Source organism: Edaphobacillus lindanitolerans, assembly GCF_900156305.1.
Taxonomy (GTDB): Bacteria; Bacillota; Bacilli; order Bacillales_A; family Planococcaceae; genus Bhargavaea; species Bhargavaea lindanitolerans.
Genome location: NZ_FTPL01000002.1, coordinates 291,486 through 312,230, shown reverse-complemented (window position 1 = coordinate 312,230; position 20,745 = coordinate 291,486). Strand labels below are relative to the sequence as shown.

Genomic DNA, 20,745 nt, shown 5'->3' with positions numbered 1-20,745 from the left:
AAAAACACCCGAGAGGCTTTTCTTCGAAACGGGAAACCGCGTAGGAGAAGACGGAGCCGGCCGTTATCCGGACCGAGTGGGCACCGGCTTTTGGTGCCAATCAGGGTGGAACCGCGGTGGCCAGGAGGCCCTCGTCCCTTGCAGCAATGCAGGGACGAGGGCTTTTTTTATTTGGAAAGGATGGGATTTCATTGATGTTCAAAGTGCCAAGAGGAACGAAGGATCTCCTCCCCGGAGAGACGGGGAACTGGCAGGCGGTCGAGTCGCTCATCCGGGAGACTTGCCGGGTTTACCGGTACGAAGAGATCCGCACGCCGGTTTTCGAGCAGACGGAACTGTTCACTCGCAGCGTCGGCGACACGACGGATATCGTGCAGAAAGAGATGTACACATTCCAAGACAGGGGCGGCCGTTCGCTGACGCTCCGCCCGGAAGGGACTGCTCCGGTCGTCCGGGCGTTCGTCGAACATAAGCTGTTCGGGCAGCCGGACCAGCCGGTGAAGCTGTATTATATGGGACCGATGTTCCGCTATGAGCGCCAGCAGGCCGGACGCTACCGGCAGTTCGTCCAGTTCGGCGTGGAGGCGATCGGCAGTGATTCGCCGGCGATTGACGCCGAAGTGATCTCCCTTGCGATGGATGTGTATCGCCGGGCCGGACTGGAGAACCTGAAGCTTGTGATCAATTCGCTCGGGGACAAAGAAACCCGCAACGCCCACAGGGAAGCGCTCATCCGGCACTTCGAACCGTCCATCGGGGAGTTCTGCAGCGATTGCCAAAAGCGGCTGGAAAAGAATCCGCTGCGCATCCTGGACTGCAAGGTGGACCGCGACCACCCGCTCATGAAGACTGCACCGGCGCTGACCGATTACCTCAATGAGTCGTCCGCGCAATATTTTGCGGAAGTGAAGGAAGCGCTCGACATGCTGGGCATCCCCTATGAGGTCGATCCGAACCTTGTGCGCGGCCTGGATTACTATAATCACACGGCGTTTGAAATCATGAGTACGGCAGACGGCTTCGGTGCCATCACGACACTGTGCGGGGGCGGCCGCTACAATGGACTGTCCGAAGAGATCGGCGGTCCCGAGGCGCCCGGCATCGGATTTGCGATGAGCATCGAGCGCCTGCTCATGGCGCTGGATGCGGAAGGCGTGAAGCTCGGGGACAGCGAAAAACCGGATGCGTTCATCGTCGCGCTCGATGAACCGTCACGGCTTGAGGCGGTCCGCCTGCTCGGCGAGCTACGCTCGGCGGGCATTGCGGCGGACATGGATTATCTGGGGAGGAAGATGAAGGCCCAGATGAAGGCGGCAGACCGCATCGGCGCGAAGTTTGTCATCATGATCGGTGAAAATGAACTTGAGCAGGGGGCAGCCACCGTCAAGAATATGGAAGCCGGCACCCAGGAAGCGGTGCCATTCCGCGAGATCGCAGCAGCAGTGAAACAGCCATCATGACTCGGAAGGACGAGATAGAGATGAAAAGAACGGACTATTGTGGTGAAGTGACGGAACAGCAGGTCGGACAAGAGGTTGTCCTGAAAGGATGGGTGCAGAAGCGACGCGACCTCGGCGGGTTGATCTTTGTCGATCTGCGTGACCGGACGGGCATCGTCCAGGTCGTCTTCAATCCGGACTTTTCCGGAGATGCGATGGAGAAGGCGGACCGGCTCAGAAGCGAATTCGTCGTGGAGATCAGCGGCAAGGTGTGTGCCCGCGAAGAAAATCAGGTGAACCCGAACCTGGCAACCGGCCGGATCGAAATCCAGGCAGGCCAGGTGGACATCATCAATGAATCCAAGACGCCGCCGTTCGTCATCCAGGACGCGACGGATACGAGCGAGGAAATCCGGCTGAAGTACCGTTACCTGGACATGCGACGTCCGGCCCTCTATAAGACGTTCAAAATGCGTTCGGACATCATGAAGACCGTCCGGAACTTCCTGGCGGACGAAGGATTCCTTGAAGTGGAAACTCCGTATCTGACGAAGTCGACGCCGGAAGGGGCGCGTGATTATCTCGTTCCGAGCCGGGTTCATGAAGGGGAGTTCTACGCATTGCCGCAGTCTCCGCAACTGTTCAAGCAGCTCCTGATGGTGTCCGGATTCGACAAGTACTACCAGATCGTCCGCTGCTTCCGGGATGAGGACCTGCGGGCCGACCGCCAGCCGGAATTCACCCAGATCGACATGGAGATGAGCTTCGTCGGGATGGAGGACATCATTGCCCTGAACGAGATTCTCATGCAGAAAGTCATGAAGGACATCAAGGGGATCGACATGCCCATCCCGTTTGACCGGATCACGTACGATGAGGCGATGTCCCGGTTCGGCTCCGACAAGCCGGACGTCCGGTTCGGTCTTGAGCTGAAGGACATCTCGGAAATCGTGAAGGGCTCACCGTTCAAAGTGTTCTCCGGCGCCGTCTCGTCCGGAGGCCAGGTGAAGGGGATCAATGTGAAGGGTGCTGCGGCGGATTATTCGCGGAAAGACATCGATGCACTCGGCGAATATGCGGCGCGGTACGGTGCGAAAGGGCTTGCCTGGCTGAAGGTCGAGGAAGAAGGGCTCAAAGGCCCGGTCGCGAAGTTCTTCGAAGGAGAAACGGCAGACGGCTTGGTCAGTGCGCTGGAAGCGGAACCGGGAGACCTTCTTCTGTTCGTCGCGGACAAACGGGCGGTCGTCGCGGATGCACTCGGTGCGCTGCGGCTGAAGCTCGGCAAAGAACGCGGCCTGATCGATGAATCTCGGTTTGCCTTCATCTGGGTGACCGACTGGCCGCTGTTTGAATACGACGAGGAGGACGGCCGGTTCTATGCGGCCCACCATCCGTTCACGATGCCGGTGCGCGAAGACCTGCCAAAACTGGAGACCGAGCCGCAATCCGTCCGGGCGATGGCCTATGACCTCGTCCTGAACGGCTTCGAACTCGGAGGGGGATCGCTCCGGATCTACGAGCGGGACATCCAGGAAAAAATGTTCTCGGCACTCGGCTTCACGAAAGAAGAGGCCAATGAACAGTTTGGATTCCTGCTCGATGCGTTCGACTACGGCACGCCGCCGCACGGTGGAATTGCATTCGGCCTCGACCGGATCGTCATGCTGCTTTCCGGTGCGCAAAGCCTGCGTGACGTCATCGCATTTCCGAAGACGGCCAGTGCCAGCGACCTGCTCGTGGAAGCTCCGTCCCGGGTTTCGGGCAGCCAGCTGGAAGAGCTGGGCATAAAGGTCCTGCCCGAAAATGAGCCGGAAGTATCTGACGCGGAGAATTGATTTCTGAAATCTCGTATGTTATGATATCTTCAATACAGATCCTGATGTGTTCGTTATTTGCTTAACAGTTTTGACCGAACAATCAAATCGTCGGGAGCCCGTATTCCGGCATTGCTGGCACGCCCGTTTGGGACGCCAAACGTGCCGGATAGGGCACCCACCTGCTCAGTGCGGGTTCAAAACGATCTCCCAAAGACGGCACGATCGGGATCTGTCCCTCTGATGAATACTGATCCTCCCGCCCATGCGGGAGGTTTTTAATTGGCGGCGGAACCGCCGGAAGGAAGGAAGGTATTTCTCATGCTGCACCAGTTTTCCCGCAATGAACTATCGATCGGAAAAGAAGGGGTGGGCCGCTACCGGGAAAAGACGGTCGCCGTGCTCGGCGTCGGCGGCGTCGGCTCATTCGCTGCGGAGGCATGCGCCCGGTCCGGAATCGGCCGCATCATCCTCATCGACAAGGATGAAGTGGACATCACGAACATCAACCGCCAGCTGGTCGCCTATATGTCGACAATCGGCCGGAAAAAGGCGGAAGTGATGAAGGAGCGGATTGCGGACATCAATCCGGACTGCGAAGTGGTCACGCTGAACATGTTCTATACCGAAGAGACGGCGGAGCAGCTGTTCGAGCTGAAACCGGACTATGTGATCGACGCTTCAGACACGATCGCCTACAAAATCCACCTGATCAAGGAATGCGTCCGCCGGGGCATCAAGGTCATCTCCAGCATGGGGGTCGCCCGCAAAAACGATCCGACCCGTCTGCAGATCACCGACATCTCGAAGACCCATACCGATCCGCTCGCAAAAGTGATCCGGACGACGCTGCGGAAGGAAGGCATCCGCAAGGGCGTCCCGGTCGTCTTTTCCGACGAGAGCCCGATCATCGCGAGGGAAGAAGTGACGGAAGTCGTCGGCAAGCCGGATGCGGCGGTTCGGAAGGCGAAAATGCCGCCGGCCTCCAACGCCTTCGTCCCGTCGACCGCGGGACTGTTCTGTGCCAGCTGGGTGCTCAATGATATCGTGAAGGACATTCCGCTGCAGCGTGTGAAGGGCTGAGCCTGTCCCGTCGTTCCATCCGTGACATTCAGTGGAATCGGCGACGCCGGGATCCTGTCTCTGCACCTTCATCATTTTGAAACACTTACAAAAAACGGACCTTCCGGAGCGAGCCTGCCCCCGGAAGGTCCTTTTCTTTATTTCTTGTGTGAGTACTCCTTCAGTTTCCGGTGGATGCCGGCCATCTTCTTTTCTTTCCCCGAGACGACCGGCTTGTAGAACGCTTCATCCTTGACCGGATCGGGCAGGTACTGCTGGGCGACCCATCCGCCGAATTCCCCGATCGGCGTGTCGTGCGGATATTGGTAGCCGGTGTGTCCGAGCGCGGCGGCACCGGCGTAATGGGCGTCCTTTAGGTGGGAAGGAATTTCGCCCGTGCTGCCGGCGTGGATCCGGGCCGCCGCCGAGTCGAATGCCTTGTAGGCCGAATTGGATTTCTCGGACAGGCACATTTCGATGACGGCGACCGAGAGCGGAATGCGGGCTTCGGGCATGCCGAGCCGTTCCGCCGCCTGGGTGGCGGCGAGGACATGGGCGCCGACTTCCGGATTGGCAAGGCCGATATCTTCGTAGGCCATCACGAGCAGGCGCCGGCAGACCGCGATCAGGTCCCCGCTTTCGAGCAGATGGGCCAGATAAAAGACGGCGGCATCCGCGTCGCTTCCCCGGACGGATTTTTGGAGTGCCGACAGCAGATTGTAGAAGTGGGAACCTTTCTTGTCCCCGAATACGCCGCTCCTGCCGATCAAGCTGTCGAGGATCGGGTCCTCGACCGTCGTCACGCCGCCCTCATCATCCGATGCCATGACGGCGGATTCGAGCATCGTCAGTGCCTTGCGCGCGTCGCCGCCCGAACCTTCCGCCAGCCGGCCGATCTGTCCGTCCGAGATCCGGATGTCCATCCGGCCGAGCCCCCGGTCCGGATCATCCAGCGCCCGCCGGATGAGCTGCCGGATGTCCTGTTCATCGAGCGGCTTCATCTGGAGGATTTCGCCGCATCTTGACCGGATGGCGGGATTGACATCGTGGAACGGATTTTCCGTCGTCGCGCCGATCAGCACGATCGATCCGTTCTCGACATGCGGCAAGAGCGCGTCCTGCTGGAGCTTGTTGAACCGGTGGATCTCGTCGAGGAACAGGATCACCTTGCCGGTCATCCTGGCTTCCCCGACCACCTGCTCAACATCTTTCTTTCCGGAGGTCGTGGCGTTGAGGGCGATGAAGGGCAGTCCGCTCGTCCCGGCGATCGCGTGGGCGAGGGAAGTCTTGCCGATCCCCGGCCTGCCGTACAGCAGCATGGACGGGACATGTCCGTTTTTGATCATCCGGTAAAGGGCCGTGCCTGTGCCGATGATGTGCTCCTGCCCGGCGACTTCGTCGATCGAGCGGGGGCGCATCCGGTAGGCGAGAGGTTCATTTTGCACAAAATCATCCCTTTCTTCCGTTACAATTTCTATTATACATGCCGGGTCCGGAGTCTTCATGCACGGGGTGAAAGCCGGATATGCTATAATGTCCGTTAGAAAAGCGCAGGCAGCGGGGTGTACGGATGAAAATATCAACCAAGGGCCGGTACGGGCTCGCCATCATGATCGAGCTCGGCCGGCAATACGGGAACGGCCCGGTGCCGCTCCGGAAAATCGCAGAACTGAATCATTTGTCGGAGGCTTACCTGGAACAGCTCGTTCCGCCCCTCCGGAACTCGGGGCTCGTCAAAAGCGTCCGCGGGGCATACGGCGGCTACAAGCTGGCCAAACCGCCGCACCTCATCTCGGCGGGGGACGTGATCCGTGTCCTGGAAGGACCGATCCAGCCGGTAGAGGGGATCGAGGATGAGCCACAGCCCCAGCGCCAGCTGTGGGGCAGGATCCGGGATGCCGTCAAGGATGTCCTGGATACCGTGACGATCGAAGATCTGGCGAACATGGACGACAGCGCCGGTGACAACGGCTATATGTTTTATATATGAAGGAGTTTTACAATGAACAGAATTTATTTGGACCACGCGGCGACGACACCGGTCCGGCCGGAAGTGGCCGAACGGTTTTCGGAGCTTCTGATGAATTCCTACGGCAATCCGTCCAGCATCCACGGGACCGGACGGGAAGCCAGGAGGATCCTTGATGAAAGCAGGTCCGCAATCGCCCGCCTCCTCGGGGCCGAGCCGTCTGAGATCATCTTCACGGGCGGCGGAACGGAAAGCGACAACCTCGCCATCTTCGGCACAGCCGAGGCGAGGAAGGAGGAAGGGCGCCACATCATCACGAGCACGATCGAGCACCATGGTGTGCTGAATGCGGTCCAGAAACTTGAGGCGGCCGGCTTCGAAGTGACATGGCTGCCGGTGGACCGCGAAGGAAGGGTATCGCCGGAAGACGTGCGGTCCGCCCTCCGGATGGACACGATCCTCGTGACGATCATGACGGCGAACAATGAAGTCGGAACGATTCAGCCGATCAGGGAAATCGGTGAAATCCTGAAGGATCATCCGGCCTCCTTCCATACCGACGCCGTACAGGCATTCGGTGAAATTCCGCTGGATGCCGATCTGCTCGGGGTTGACCTGCTAAGCGCGTCCGCCCATAAGATCAATGGGCCAAAGGGGACGGGCTTCCTGTACCAGCGGACCGGGACGAAGCTGTCGCCGGCCACGGCGGGCGGCGAGCAGGAGCGCAAGCGCAGGGCCGGCACCGAGAATGTGCCGGCCATCGGGGCGTTTGCACGCGCGGCGGAGATCGCCTGTGAAACGATGGAAGACCGTGCCGCGGAGCACGGCATGTTCAAGCGCCTCATGTCGGATGCGCTGATGGGAGAGGGCATCCGCTTTAAGATCAACGCGGAGGAAGCCGAAACGCTGCCGCATATCCTGAACATCAGCTTTCCGGATACGGACATTGAGCAGCTGCTCGTCAACCTGGACCTGGCGGGAATCGCCGTCTCAAGCGGATCCGCCTGCACGGCCGGTTCGATCGATCCGTCCCATGTCCTCGTCGCCATGCACGGGGAAGGGGCTCCGGAACTGCGCAACTCGGTCCGGTTCAGCTTCGGCTACGGCCTTGAAGGAAAAGATATACGTGACGCGGCGGCCAGGACGGCCGACGCCGTCAGGAGATTGACGCGGATACAGAAAGGTGAACAACTATGACAGCAACCAAATCACCGGCGGACACACGGGTGGTCGTCGGCATGTCCGGAGGGGTCGATTCATCCGTCACGGCCTTGCTTCTGAAGGAACAAGGCTACGACGTGATCGGCATCTTCATGAAAAACTGGGACGACACCGACGACTCCGGCTTCTGCACGGCGACCGAAGACTATGAAGACGTCATCCGGGTGTGCAACCAGATCGGCATCCCGTACTACGCCGTCAATTTCGAGAAACAATACTGGGACAAAGTATTCACGTACTTCCTCGACGAATACCGGGCGGGCAGGACGCCGAACCCGGACGTCATGTGCAACAAAGAGATCAAATTCCGTGCGTTCCTCGACCATGCCATGAGCCTCGGTGCAGATTATCTGGCTACCGGCCACTATGCGCGTGTCGAACAACGCGACGGACAGACCCTCATGCTCCGCGGAGTCGACGAAAACAAAGACCAGACCTATTTCCTCAACCAGCTCACGCAGGATCAGCTCTCGAAGGTGATGTTCCCGCTCGGCCATCTCGAAAAGCCGGAAGTCCGCGAAATCGCAGAGCGTGCGAATCTCGCCACGGCCAAGAAGAAGGACTCGACCGGCATCTGCTTCATCGGAGAACGCAACTTCAAGGAGTTCCTGTCGGGCTACCTGCCCGCGCAGCCGGGACCGATGGAAACGATGGACGGCAAGCGGATGGGCGACCATGACGGCCTCATGTACTATACGATCGGACAGCGGCACGGCCTCGGCATCGGCGGTGCCGGCGATCCGTGGTTCGTCATCGGCAAGGACTTGGACCGGAATGTCCTGCTCGTCGGCCAAAACTTCCATAACGACGCCCTCTATTCCGACAGCCTGAAGGCGGTAAATGTGAGCTTCACGACGGAACGGCCGAAATCCGGCACATTCCACTGCACGGCCAAATTCCGCTACCGCCAGCCGGACACGGGGGTTCACGTGGAGCTGGCCGGTGACGGAACGGCGATCGTCACATTCGATGAGCCGGTCCGTGCCATCACGCCTGGGCAGGCAGTCGTCTTCTATGACGGGGATGTGTGCCTCGGAGGCGGAACGATCGATGATGTATACAAAAACGGCGTCCGGCTCGAATATGTCGGCTGAGGAGGGGCAACATGGATCATAACGCGGAAGGGATCGAAGCGATCCGGAACGAAGATTATGAAACGGCGGTGAAGGCATTTTCGGCCGCCATTGAAGAGAATCCCGAGGATCCGATCGGCTACATCAATTTCGGCAACCTCCTCGCGACTCTCGGCCGGCCGGACGAGGCCGAAAAGGCGGAGCGGTTCTTCCAGAAGGCGCTCTTCCTTGACCCGTCTTCCATGACGGCCGTCTACGGGCTGGCCGGCCTTTACTACAACGCCGAGCGCTATGAAGAAGCGGCAAAGCTGTACGAACGGGCGGTCCGCGGCGGCATCGACGGAGCGGACGCGCCTTACATGCTCGCGAAATCGCTCGAGCGCTCGGACAACGCGAAGCTTGCGCTTCCATACATGCAGCGGGCGGCAGAGCTCGCGCCCGGGGACATCCAGATCCGGCTGTCCTACGGCATCCTGCTCGCCTCGCTCGAAATGTTCGGACCGGCCGCGGATGAACTCCGGCATGTGGTCGGGCAGGATCCGGAAAACGCGGATGCGCATTATAATCTCGGCGTACTCTACGCCGTGTCCACCCAGCAGAAGGAAGACGCGCTCCGTCATCTGGAGCGGGCCTTCACAATTGATCCGGACCATATCCAGGCCCGGTATGTATTTGACATGATCAATCAGGCGGAACAATAAGCGGAAGGAGGCGCGGACTATGGCGGGGCAGCTGGATCTGTTCGAAGAGGGAAAACAATTTGTCACCGGCAGGCCGATCGTTTCGGTCTTCCATAATCCGCAGAACCTCTTTTCGATCATCAAACTGAAGGTCGAATCGACCGATACCGGCTATGACGGCAAAGAAATCATCGTCGCCGGACATTTCCCCCCGCTTGAGGGGGAAGATACATATCAGTTCACCGGACGGATTGTCGACCATCCGAAGTACGGAACCCAGTTCAAGGCGGACGTATTCAAGAAAAACGTCCCCGATACGGAAACCGGCCTCATCCATTACCTGAGTTCGGATCTTTTCCCGGGGATCGGCCGCAAGACCGCCCAGTCGATCGTCAGCGTGCTCGGCAGGGACACCATCTCCATGATCCTGAACGACTCCGGCTGCCTCGACCGGGTGCCGAAGCTGTCGGATGACCGGAAAGAGACGCTCGTCACCGTCCTGCAGGAGAACATGGGACTCGAGCGGATCATGATCAGCCTGAACGAATGGGGCTTCGGTCCGCAGCTCGCCATGCGGATCTACCAGACCTACCGGGAAGAGACGGTCCGGCTGCTGTCCGAGAACCCGTACAGGCTAATCGGCGAAGTGGAAGGCGTCGGCTTCCAGCGGGCGGACGAACTGGGCTCGAAGCTCGGACTGACGGGCGCCCACCCCGACCGCATCAAGGCGGCCGCCCTCCACATCCTGAACACGGCTGCACTGTCGGAGGGCCATGTCTTCATGGAGGCCGAGGCGCTGCTGCCGGAAGCGAAGCGGATGCTTGAGGCCAGCCAGCCGGAAAAAATCCCGTTTGAAGCCATTTCTGAAGCGATCATCGGGTTGGGGGAGGAAAGCAAGATCGTCGTGGAGGAAAAGCGATGCTATATGCCGTCGCTTTATTTCTCCGAGGTCGGAATCGCCGCCCGGGTCACGTCCCTGCTCGACGATGATTCTCACGAGGAGGCGTTCCCGGACTCCGAGATCAAGATCGGCCTCGGCGAAATCGAGGAGCGGCTCGGCGTCGAGTACGCCGAAACCCAGGCGGAAGCGATCGCGCTTGCACTCCGCTCGTCTCTCATGATCCTGACCGGCGGCCCCGGAACGGGCAAGACGACCGTCATCCGGGGGCTGGTCGAACTGTATGCCGAGCTGCACGGCCTTTCGCTCGACCCGATTGACTACAAGGGCAAGGAAGAGGCGTTCCCGATCGTACTGGCCGCTCCGACCGGCCGTGCCGCAAAGCGCATGGCCGAATCGACGGAGCTTCCGGCAATGACGATCCACCGGCTCCTCGGCTTCAACGGCCAGGACCGGGAAGAAGAGACAGAGCGGGAACTGGACGGGCGGCTGTTCATCATCGATGAAGTGTCGATGGTCGACACATGGCTTGCCCACCAGCTGCTGAAGTCGATCCCCGACGGGGCGCAGGTCGTGCTGGTCGGGGACCAGGACCAGCTTCCGCCCGTCGGCCCCGGCCAGGTGCTGAAAGACCTGCTCGCTTCGGGCAAAGTGCCGACAGTCGAACTCACGGATATTTACCGTCAGAGTGCGGGGTCGACGATCATCGAGCTTGCGCATGGCGTCAAAAAGGGCCGGGTCCCGGACGACATGGAGAAGAAGACATCCGACCGCTCGTTCATCCGGGCAGGTGCCGAACAGATTCCCGATGTGGTCGAGAAAGTCCTCAAAAGCGCCCTGGCAAAAGGGCAGTCGATCCACGATGTGCAGGTGCTCGCCCCGATGTACAAAGGGCCGGCTGGAATCGACAGCCTCAACCGGATGATCCAGGAAATGGTCAACCCCCATGCGGAAGGCCGGAAGGAAACCGTCTTCGGTGACGTGACCTACCGGATCGGCGACAAAGTCCTCCAGCTGGTCAATCAGCCTGAGAGCAATGTCTTCAACGGCGACATCGGCGAAGTGGCCGCGATCATGAAGGCGAACGAGACGGTCGACAAAAAAGAAATCGTCGTCGTATCGTTCGACGGGCTGGAAGTCACCTATGAACGGAAGGACCTGAATCAGCTGACGCTCGCCTACTGCATCTCGATCCATAAATCGCAGGGCAGCGAATTCGGGACGGTCGTGATGCCGGTCGTCCGGACGTACCGCCGGATGCTCAGGCGGAACCTTCTGTATACGGGACTCACGAGGGCGAAGAACTTCCTCATCCTGCTCGGGGAGCCCGGGGTGTTCAGGGAGGGGATTGCCCGGACGGACGATCTGAGCCGCCGCACGACGCTCCGCCAGCGGATATCCGGGAAAGACGGACAGCCCGGGACAGAGGTCGCCGCTTCCGTCCAGGATTCCCCGCGGAAGGAAGGTCCGCAGTCTGCGGACGGCCGGGCGGGGGACAGCCGGCCAGCGCCCGCAGGCCAGCCGGCTGCCGGATCCGCGGGCGGCGGGGTGTCCGTACCGCCTGCCTTCCCCGCCGCGCTCACGGCCGGGAACGCCGCAACGATCGACCCGCTCATCGGGATGGACGGCGTCACGCCGTACGATTTCATGGACGGGCGTTGACAAGAGGCCCCCGGTTTTTTTATAATGCAGTTAATATGACAATGCGTTGACGGAGAAAGTACGCACTGCGCCCGTACAGAAAGGGTTCCCCCGGCTGAAAGGAACCCCGCAGGCAAGGATGCGGAAAGCTACTCCGGAGTGCAGCTCATCCCTGCCGTTGGCCGCGTTAAGGCGATTTGAGAGACAGCCGCTCTGCGGCTGTAATCAGGGTGGTACCGCGAATTCAAGCCTTCGTCCCTATTTTGGGGCGGAGGCTTTTTGTTTTCGCCGGAACCGGCTTGCAGTCATAAAAAGGAGGATGTACAAACATGAAATCCTATTCATCAGCTGAACTGCGCGCGATGTTCCTTGAATTCTTCAAAGAGAAGGGGCATGCCGTCGAACCGAGCGCCTCGCTCGTCCCGGTCGACGATCCGTCGCTCCTCTGGATCAACAGCGGCGTCGCGACCCTGAAGAAGTATTTTGACGGCCGGGTGGTCCCGGCGAACCCGCGCATCGTCAACTCGCAGAAGGCGATCCGCACGAACGACATCGAGAATGTCGGAAAGACGGCCCGCCACCACACGTTCTTTGAAATGCTCGGGAACTTCTCGATCGGGGACTATTTCAAGCGGGAGGCGATCCTCTGGGCATGGGAATTCCTGACGGACGAAAAGTGGATCGGGTTTGACCCGGAACGGCTCTCCGTCACCGTCCATCCGGAGGACGAAGAGGCATACACCATCTGGAAGGACGAAGTGAAGATACCGGAAGAGCGGATCATCCGGCTGGAGGGGAACTTCTGGGACATCGGGGAAGGCCCGTCCGGACCGAACTCGGAAATCTTCTACGACCGGGGCGCATCATACGGTGACGACTTCTCGGATCCGGAGCTGTACCCGGGCGGGGAGAACGAACGGTATCTTGAAATCTGGAACCTCGTGTTCTCGGAGTTCAATCACAATCCGGATCATACGTACACGCCGCTGCCGAAGCAGAACATCGATACCGGGATGGGACTGGAGCGGATCGCATCGGTCGTCCAGGACGTCCCGACGAACTTCGACACCGACCTGTTCATGCCGATCATCCGCCAGATCGAAGAGATCTCGGGAGTAAAATACGGCGAGGACAGCGGGAAGGACACCGCATTCAAAGTGATTGCCGATCATATCCGCACCGTCGCATTTGCGGTCGGGGACGGGGCCTTCCCGTCCAACGAAGGACGCGGCTATGTTCTCCGCCGCCTGCTCCGCCGGGCCGTCCGGTATGCCAAGCAGCTCGGCGTCGACAAGCCGTTCATGTACCGGCTCGTCCCGGTCGTCGGCACGATCATGGAAAGCTATTACCCGGAAGTCGCAGGCAAATCCGAATTCATCCAGCGGGTGATCAAGAACGAAGAGGACCGCTTCCACGAAACACTCCATGAAGGCCTGTCCATCCTGGAAGGCATCATCGGACGGATCGTCGGGGAAGGCGGCTCCGTCATCCCGGGCAAGGACGTGTTCAAGCTTTACGACACATTCGGGTTCCCGGCGGAACTGACCGAAGAGTATGCGGAAGAGCACGGCCTCGGCATCGACGAGGACGGGTTCCGCGAAGAAATGGAGCATCAGCGCGAACGCGCCCGGGCGGCCCGCCAGGACGTCGGTTCCATGCAGGTGCAGTCCGGCGTGCTCGGCAGCTTCCATGAAGAGAGCGAATTCATCGGCTACGATCACCTCGTCTCCGGATCACGGGTGATCGCCATCCTCCGGGACGGTGCGTTTGCACAAGAAGCGGAAGAAGGCGAAGAAGTCCGGGTGATCCTGGACAAGACACCGTTCTATGCAGAGAGCGGGGGCCAGATCGCGGACCGCGGCACCATCACCGGGGACGGGTTCCGTGCGGGCGTGCAGGACGTCCGGAAAGCCCCGAACGGCCAGAATCTCCACACGGTGAAAATCGAGGCTGGAACGATGCGCCTGAACGATTCCGTCAAGGCGGAAGTCAATGCGGAGCTCCGCCTCCAGACGGTCAAGAACCATACGGCGACCCACCTGCTGCACCGTGCACTGAAAGACGTTCTCGGCGAGCATGTCAACCAGGCCGGCTCCTATGTCGGCCCCGACCGGCTGCGGTTTGACTTCAGCCACTTCGGCGCGATGACCGGAGAGGAGCTGGACCGCGTCGAACGCATCGTCAACGAGCAGATCTGGGCGGGCACCGGTGTCGGTACGGCGTATCACGGCATCGAGGAAGCGAAGAAAATGGGCGCGATGGCCCTGTTCGGCGAAAAATACGGGGATGTTGTCCGGGTCGTCTCGATCGGCGACTATTCGCTTGAACTGTGCGGCGGCTGCCACGTCGGCAATACAGCGGAAATCGGGCTGTTCAAGATCTTGTCCGAAGGCGGGATCGGTGCCGGCACGCGCCGGATCGAAGCCCTCACCGGAAAAGAGGCATTCCTTCATCTGGACGGCCGGGAAAGGACGCTCGAAGAGGCCGCATCGCTCGTCAAGGCGAAGCCGGACGACCTTCCGGCCAAGCTTGCATCGGTCCTTGAAGAACAGAAAGGGCTGCGCAGCCGGATCGAATCATTCGAAGCCCAGAAGGCGCACGGCCAGCTGGATGAAATCCTGAAGGCCGCCCGACTGGAGGGCGATGTCACGGTCATTGCCGCCAAAGTCGACGGCGCGGACGGCAACACGCTCCGGACGATGCTCGATGAGCTGAAGCAGAAGGTCGACAAGGGGGTCATCGTCCTCGGAGCCGCCGGGGAGGGCAAGGTCACCCTTGCTGCGGGCGTGACGAAAGACATCGCCGGGAAGGAATACCATGCCGGCAACCTCGTCCGCCACGTCGCCGAAATTTGCGGAGGAAAGGGCGGAGGCCGGCCGGATATGGCGATGGCCGGCGGGAAAGACTCTTCTAAACTTGATGAAGCCCTCCAATCCGTGTATGATTTAGTCAAATCCGTTTAAATGGCGGATCGGTTCGTCCATAATGGGAGGCATGGCCGCCGAGCCCATGCCTCGAGGTGAAAGCGGGGTGCTGATCTTGGATTCATTCGACAAGACGATGAAGTTCAACTTTCCCGAAGAGCCGATGGAAGATGAAGTGCGCACAGTCATGCTCAAGGTCCATGCCGCTCTGAAAGAGAAAGGTTACAGTCCGATCAACCAGATCGTCGGTTATCTTCTTTCGGGGGACCCGGCATATATCCCGCGGCACGACGATGCGCGCAACATGATCCGGAAGCTGGAGCGCGACGAGATCATCGAGGAACTCGTAAAATACTACATCGCCGGCCACGACGGAAAACGTTCGTGAGGGCAATGGGGTTTGACGTCGGCACGAAGACGGTCGGCGTCGCCGTCAGCGATGCGCTCGGCTGGACGGCACAGGGAATTGAAACGGTCAAGATCGACGAAGAAGCAGGTGAGTTCGGGCTTGCGCGGATCCGGGAACTTGTTTCCGAATACCGTGTAACCTCGTTCGTAGTCGGGTATCCGAAGAATATGAACAACACTGTCGGCCCTCGCGCGGAGGCTTCGGAACGGTTTGCCGAGATGCTGGAAGAGGAATTTTCCTTGCCCGTCGAGCTCTGGGACGAGCGTCTGACCACGATGGCGGCAGAACGCATGCTCATCGAAGCGGACGTCAGCCGGAAAAAACGGAAAACCGTGATCGACAAAATGGCGGCCGTCATGATTCTGCAAGGGTGGCTGGACAGAAAAAACGGATGAGGTGATCAGAGATGGAACACGGAGAAGCGAACATCACGATCGTGGATGAAGAAGGAAACGAGCAGCTCTGCGAAGTGCTCTTCACATTTGATGCCGAGCAGTTCGGCAAATCCTATGTCCTGTACTATCCGGTCGGGGCGGAGGAAGATGAGGATGAAACGATTGAAATCCTCGCATCCTCTTTCGTGCCGGGCGAAGACGGGGCGGAAGGCGAACTGAAGCCGATCGAAACCGACGAAGAGTGGGACATGATCGAAGAAATGCTCAACACCTTCCTTGCCGAAGATGAAGACGAGGATGAAGATCCGGAGGAATAAGCGCCGGAGATTGCAGGGAAAAGCGGGCCCGGATCCAAACGGGTCCGCCTTTTTCTTTTCCGGGGGTTCATGTATAATAACCTCGATATGAAAGTGGGTGAAACCAGTCTGTGGACAAGCAAACAAAACGGCAGGTCATGATTGACCGGATGACAGAAAAGAAAAAGGAAGTCCGGACAGTGCGGCGAATCGTCCTGATCGTATTCCTGGCTGCCCTGCTTCTGCTGATCGTCGGGGGAACCGCTGCATATACATACGTTTCGGGCGCGCTGAAGCCGGTCGATCCCGAGTCGGAGAAGGTAGTGGAAGTGGACATCCCGATCGGCTCCAACCTGGATTCGATTGCAGAGGTCCTCGAGAAAAACGGCATCATCAAAAACGCAAAAATCTTCAAGTACTACGCGAAGTTCAACAATGAAGGCGAATTCCAGGCCGGCAAGTACGGATTGACGAAGGCCATGACGCCGGATGAACTGATCGAAAGCCTGAAAACCGGGAAGGTGTACAGGACGCCTGTGTTCACGATCACCATTCCGGAAGGGCTGACGCTCGACCAGATCTCCAAGGTTGTCGAGAAAAAGACGAACCATACCGCCAAGCAGTTCATGGATCTCGTCCAGGACAAAGAGTTCATCAACCGGATGATTGAAATGCATCCGGACATCCTGACCGACGAGATCCTCAACGAACACATCAAGTTCCCGCTTGAAGGGTATCTGTACCCGGCCACCTATCCGGTGTTCGAGGAAGACCCGTCGCTTGAATCTCTCGTCATGATGATGCTCGATTCGACCGACAAAGCAGTATCGCCATATGCGGAGGCGCTGGCCGAGCAGAAACACAGCGTCCACTGGCTGATGACGTTCGCGTCGCTTCTCGAAAAAGAAGCGACCGCCGAAACCGACCGGAAGGCGATCGCAAGCGTGTTCTATAACCGGATGGAGGAAGGCATGCCGCTCCAGACGGACCCGACGGTGGCCTATGCGCACGGAGAGCATCTCTCCAAGACGATGTACAGCGATCTGGAAATCGACGATGCGTACAACACCTACAAGAACCCCGGCCTTCCGCCCGGCCCGATCGCCAATGCCGGCATGAGCTCGATCGAAGCCGTGCTCGACCCGGTCCAAAGCGATTATCTGTACTTCCTCGCCGACAAGGACGGCAACAACCATTTTGCCAAGACCTATGAGGAACACTTGAAAAACCGTGACAAATATATCACAAATGCAAAGTGATCGGCTGTGAAGAGAAGGGGGCGCACTCGCTTTCCTTCTCTTTTCATGGTATTATGGTCGGGGATTTTTTGGAGAAGCAGGTGGACCTGATGGAACATGATTACAGCGGCTACACGGCCGGCCTGATCCGGTCGAGGCCGGATCATATCCAAGTACTTGAACAATATGCGCAGGAGCACCGGGTCCCGATCATGCAGCCGGAAGGGATGGAGGCAATCCTCCAGATGCTCCGGATCCAGCGTCCTGCGAGGATTCTCGAGATCGGCACGGCCATCGGCTATTCCGCCATCCGCATGGCGGAGGCGCTTCCGGATGCCGCGATCGTGACGATTGAACGGGACGGTGAGATGCAGGAGCGCGCAAAAGAGAATTTCCGGGACATTCCTGCCGGCAGGCGGGTCAGGCTGATCGCGGGTGATGCCCTCGACCTCGGGGACCAAATGCCGGAAGGCCCGTTCGACGCGCTCTTCATCGACGCGGCGAAAGGACAATACCGCAAGTTTTTCGATCTGTTTTCGCCGCTTCTCGGAGAGCGGGCAGTCGTTTACTGTGACAATATGTTCATGCACGGCCTTGCGGCTGAGCAGCCGGAAGATGTGCCGAAACGGAACCGGTCCATGATCCGCAAGCTGAAGGAATTCACCGAATGGATCATGGATCATCCGGACTACGACTCGGCATTGCTGCCGGCCGGTGACGGCATCCTCGTCAGCGTGAAAAAAGAAACAACCCGGGAAGGTGCAGGAATATGACGAAACAGCGGCCGCTCATCATCGGAATCGCAGGCGGGTCGGGTTCCGGAAAAACGAGTGTCACCCGTTCCATCTACAACGTGGTGAAAGAGCATTCGGTCGTCGTGATCGAACATGATTATTACTATAAGGACCAGTCACATCTGGCATTCGAGGAACGGCTGAAGACGAACTATGACCACCCGTTCGCGTTCGACACCGACCTGCTGATCGAGCACATCAACGAACTGCTCGAAGGGAAAGCGGTGGACCGTCCGGTGTATGACTATGCGCTTCATACCCGGTCGGACAAGACGGAGGTCATCGAGCCGAAGGAAGTCATCATCATCGAAGGGATCCTCGTCCTCGACGATGCCCGTCTCCGGGAGCTGATGGACATCAAGCTGTTCGTCGACACGGACGCCGACCTGCGGATCATCCGCCGGCTCCAGCGCGACATCACCGAGCGGGGACGATCGATCGATTCGGTCATCGGCCAGTACCTGTCGGTCGTCCGGCCGATGCACAATCAGTTCATCGAACCGACGAAGCGCTATGCGGATGTCATCATCCCCGAAGGCGGGGAAAACAAGGTGGCCATCGACCTGATGGTGACGAAAATAAAAACAATTCTTGAATCTACACAAAAAATGTAATATGATGACAAAGGATTAGCCCAATATTTTTTTAACTATGTCGCATTTCTGGAAACAGGGCGGCATAGTATTATTTTTATGACGGCTGGCACGAAGGAGAGATGAGAAATGGCAAATGAAAAAAAATTCCCGATGACAGAAGAGGGAAAACAGAAACTCGTCGACGAACTTGAATACTTGAAAACGGTTAAACGCAAGGAAGTGGTCGAGCGGATCAAGGTCGCCCGCAGCTTCGGCGACCTGTCCGAGAACTCCGAGTATGATTCGGCCAAGGAAGACCAGGCCTTCATCGAGGGCCGGATCTCCACGCTCGAATCGATGATCCGCAATGCCGAGATCATCGAGGACAACGGCAATGACGACCGTGTGCAGCTCGGCAAAACGGTCACATTCAAGGAGATCCCGGACGGCGACGAGGAGTCCTATACGATCGTCGGATCCGCCGAGGCAGATCCGTTCGAAGGGAAGATCTCGAATGACTCCCCGATCGCCAGGGGCCTCCTCGGCAAGACGATCGGCGACCGGGTGAAGGTCATGACACCCGGCGGCGAAATGGACGTTGAAATCGTGTCCATCGGCTAAAACGGCAAAAACCTCCCTTCACGGAAGGTTCCAGACTGCAGGCAGCGAGCGTCCCTCTCTGCCTGCAGTTTTTCTTTTGAGCCCGGCCGCCATGAAAACGAGATGAAAATGAAACATTGCAGTAATCTTTTCGTCAAATCAGGGGAAATCGATTATGATAGAGTAAGACAGGGGAGGAGATGGCATGGACCAACGCAATCTTTCCAGGGTGGAACGGAACCAGCAGAAATCAAACCGGATCCTCAACATCCTTATTGCAATCGTATTTACCCTGATCCTGATCACGGCAGCCGGCATCTTCATGACGGGCGGCAAGGACCATGCCGGCGGCAAAGGTGCGGCTGAAGGCGGGCCTTCCTCAGGCGGCGATCCGGAATCCGGACTCGCGGCCGGAAGCGGGGAAGACGAAAAAGACAAAGACGGCGAAGAATCCGGATCGGACGGGAAGAAAGCCGGCGAACAATCAGATACCGGAGAAGCCGGGCAATCCGACAGCCCCGCCAACGGGGAAGACGGAGAAGCTACCGGGGAGCCGGGAAAAGTGATCCGCACCCCTTCCGAGGACGGCATCGTCGATGAGACGATCGTCGATACCTCCTGGAAACCGATCGGGACCGAACAGACCGGCGAGCACCGGTCGGTCTACGATAAAACGCATATCGACTGGCAGGAGAAAGTGGAAGCGATCGAATACGCCACCGGAATACCGGAAAGCGACCTCGTCGTCTGGTATTTGAAAAACGGCGGCGGGCCGGACAAATCGGTCGGGACCGTCTCGACGAAGGACAAGAAGAAAAAATATAATGTATATCTGGAATGGCTGGACGGAGAAGGCTGGAAGCCGGTCCGCCTGGACAAACTCAATTCTTTGGACGGGGCCTGGTAAGCTTCAAACCCCCGTCCGAAACGGAGGAACAACATGAAAATTGCAGTGATCGGCGCGATGGAGGAAGAAGTCGAACTCCTGCGCAGCCGGATGGAGAACGCGAGCACAACCGTGATTGCCAACAGTGAGTTCACAGAAGGGCGTCTTGCAGGGCAGGATGCGGTCTTGCTCAAAAGCGGGATCGGCAAGGTGAATGCGGCCATGTCTACGACCGTCCTGCTCGATCGCTTCAAGCCGGACGCCGTCATCAACACCGGTTCGGCCGGCGGCTTCCATCATGACCACGAAGTCGGGACCGTCGTCGTATCGACCGAAGTGCGTCATCACGACATGGATGCCACGGCATTCGGCTATGAGCCCGGGCAGGTTCCCCAGATGCCGCCGGCGTTTCCGGCAGATCCGGAACTTCTGCGGATTGCGGCAGAAGCCGTCGAGGAAATCGGGGAGCATCCGCATGCGGAAGGGCTGATCGTCACGGGAGACGTGTTCATGTCTGACCCGGATCGCGTGGAAGCGGTCAGGAAGCAGTTCCCCGGCGTCCTGGCCGCGGAGATGGAGGCGGCGGCAGTGGCCCAGGTCTGCCACCAGTTCGAGGTGCCGTTTGTCGTCATCCGTGCGCTTTCGGATATCGCCGGCAAGGACTCGGCCGTTTCATTCGATGAATTCCTACCGGCGGCAGCCACACATTCGGCCGAAACCGTCATCGCGGCCATCTCGAAACTTGCGGGCTCCCGTGGTATACTATAAACGGTAACCAAACGGAACTTTTCGGACAGGGAGTGAACAGCATGATCTATATTATGGCAGGAG

19 protein-coding genes, 1 other RNA gene and 1 other annotated feature (1 of these 21 cut by a window edge) are annotated in these 20,745 nt (G+C 58.9%); of the genes, 19 read left to right on the top strand and 1 reads right to left on the bottom strand.

From position 1 onward, the window contains the following. Positions 1-142, top strand: a binding site (T-box leader); it begins 92 nt to the left of the window's first position. Positions 143-191: 49 nt separating this feature from the next. The 4 genes from hisS (at position 192) to B0B07_RS07630 (ending at position 4,336) form a co-directional block, all read left to right on the top strand. Next, complete coding sequence (gene hisS / locus B0B07_RS07645) at positions 192-1,460, top strand: histidine--tRNA ligase (RefSeq protein WP_076757802.1); 1,269 nt, start codon at positions 192-194, stop codon at positions 1,458-1,460. 20 nt (positions 1,461-1,480) lie between these two features. Further along, positions 1,481-3,274, top strand: coding sequence for an aspartate--tRNA ligase (aspS, locus tag B0B07_RS07640; RefSeq protein ID WP_076757800.1), 1,794 nt, complete (start codon positions 1,481-1,483; stop codon positions 3,272-3,274). 35 nt (positions 3,275-3,309) lie between these two features. Continuing rightward, positions 3,310-3,489: non-coding RNA, 6S RNA (ssrS, locus tag B0B07_RS07635), on the top strand. Between the two features lie 85 nt (positions 3,490-3,574). Further along, on the top strand, positions 3,575-4,336 hold the full coding sequence (locus B0B07_RS07630) for a tRNA threonylcarbamoyladenosine dehydratase (protein WP_076758411.1): 762 nt from the start codon (positions 3,575-3,577) through the stop codon (positions 4,334-4,336). Positions 4,337-4,473: 137 nt separating this feature from the next. Here the strand turns inward: B0B07_RS07630 and B0B07_RS07625 are convergent, their stop codons facing one another. Beyond that, entirely contained in the window at positions 4,474-5,760 is a 1,287-nt protein-coding gene (locus B0B07_RS07625) for a replication-associated recombination protein A (RefSeq protein ID WP_076757799.1), read from the bottom strand. Between the two features lie 125 nt (positions 5,761-5,885). Between B0B07_RS07625 and cymR the strand changes: the two genes are divergently transcribed. From cymR to mtnN, 15 genes are all read left to right on the top strand, one after another. Further along, a complete protein-coding gene (cymR, locus tag B0B07_RS07620) occupies positions 5,886-6,305 on the top strand; it encodes a cysteine metabolism transcriptional regulator CymR (RefSeq protein ID WP_076757797.1) in 420 nt (139 codons plus the stop codon). A gap of 12 nt (positions 6,306-6,317) precedes the next feature. After that, positions 6,318-7,481, top strand: coding sequence for a cysteine desulfurase family protein (locus B0B07_RS07615; RefSeq protein WP_076757795.1), 1,164 nt, complete (start codon positions 6,318-6,320; stop codon positions 7,479-7,481). Next, complete coding sequence (gene mnmA, locus B0B07_RS07610; protein WP_076757794.1) at positions 7,478-8,599, top strand: tRNA 2-thiouridine(34) synthase MnmA; 1,122 nt, start codon at positions 7,478-7,480, stop codon at positions 8,597-8,599. Before B0B07_RS07615 ends, mnmA begins: the two co-directional genes overlap by 4 nt. A gap of 11 nt (positions 8,600-8,610) precedes the next feature. Next, complete coding sequence (locus B0B07_RS07605; protein WP_076757792.1) at positions 8,611-9,279, top strand: tetratricopeptide repeat protein; 669 nt, start codon at positions 8,611-8,613, stop codon at positions 9,277-9,279. Between the two features lie 19 nt (positions 9,280-9,298). Then, complete coding sequence (recD2, locus tag B0B07_RS07600) at positions 9,299-11,818, top strand: SF1B family DNA helicase RecD2 (protein ID WP_076757791.1); 2,520 nt, start codon at positions 9,299-9,301, stop codon at positions 11,816-11,818. 308 nt (positions 11,819-12,126) lie between these two features. Next, complete coding sequence (alaS, locus tag B0B07_RS07595) at positions 12,127-14,760, top strand: alanine--tRNA ligase (RefSeq protein WP_076757790.1); 2,634 nt, start codon at positions 12,127-12,129, stop codon at positions 14,758-14,760. 76 nt (positions 14,761-14,836) lie between these two features. Continuing rightward, positions 14,837-15,109, top strand: coding sequence for an IreB family regulatory phosphoprotein (locus B0B07_RS07590; RefSeq protein WP_076758409.1), 273 nt, complete (start codon positions 14,837-14,839; stop codon positions 15,107-15,109). After that, a complete protein-coding gene (gene ruvX, locus B0B07_RS07585) occupies positions 15,106-15,525 on the top strand; it encodes a Holliday junction resolvase RuvX (protein WP_076757789.1) in 420 nt (139 codons plus the stop codon). The genes B0B07_RS07590 and ruvX overlap by 4 nt, the downstream gene beginning before the upstream one ends. 11 nt (positions 15,526-15,536) lie before the next feature. After that, positions 15,537-15,842 (top strand): DUF1292 domain-containing protein, encoded by a 306-nt coding sequence (locus tag B0B07_RS07580; RefSeq protein WP_076757788.1) that lies wholly within the window; start codon positions 15,537-15,539, stop codon positions 15,840-15,842. Positions 15,843-15,952: 110 nt separating this feature from the next. Next, positions 15,953-17,080 carry an endolytic transglycosylase MltG gene (gene mltG / locus B0B07_RS07575; RefSeq protein ID WP_144264323.1) on the top strand — a complete coding sequence of 376 codons (1,128 nt, stop codon included), beginning with the start codon at positions 15,953-15,955 and terminating at the stop codon, positions 17,078-17,080. An 89-nt stretch (positions 17,081-17,169) separates the two neighbouring features. Further along, positions 17,170-17,832 (top strand): O-methyltransferase, encoded by a 663-nt coding sequence (locus B0B07_RS07570; RefSeq protein ID WP_076758404.1) that lies wholly within the window; start codon positions 17,170-17,172, stop codon positions 17,830-17,832. Next, on the top strand, positions 17,829-18,467 hold the full coding sequence (gene udk / locus B0B07_RS07565; RefSeq protein WP_076757787.1) for a uridine kinase: 639 nt from the start codon (positions 17,829-17,831) through the stop codon (positions 18,465-18,467). Before B0B07_RS07570 ends, udk begins: the two co-directional genes overlap by 4 nt. Before the next feature lie 108 nt (positions 18,468-18,575). Further along, positions 18,576-19,049: a transcription elongation factor GreA gene (gene greA / locus B0B07_RS07560; RefSeq protein WP_076757786.1), complete on the top strand. Its 474-nt coding sequence runs from the start codon at positions 18,576-18,578 to the stop codon at positions 19,047-19,049. Positions 19,050-19,233: 184 nt separating this feature from the next. Further along, the gene (locus B0B07_RS07555) at positions 19,234-19,935 is read left to right on the top strand and encodes a YrrS family protein (RefSeq protein WP_076757785.1); all 702 of its coding nucleotides are present in this window, start codon (positions 19,234-19,236) and stop codon (positions 19,933-19,935) included. Between the two features lie 33 nt (positions 19,936-19,968). Further along, positions 19,969-20,682, top strand: a complete 714-nt coding sequence (gene mtnN, locus B0B07_RS07550) for a 5'-methylthioadenosine/S-adenosylhomocysteine nucleosidase (protein ID WP_076757784.1) — start codon at positions 19,969-19,971, stop codon at positions 20,680-20,682. The last annotated feature ends 63 nt before the right edge of the window (positions 20,683-20,745 follow it).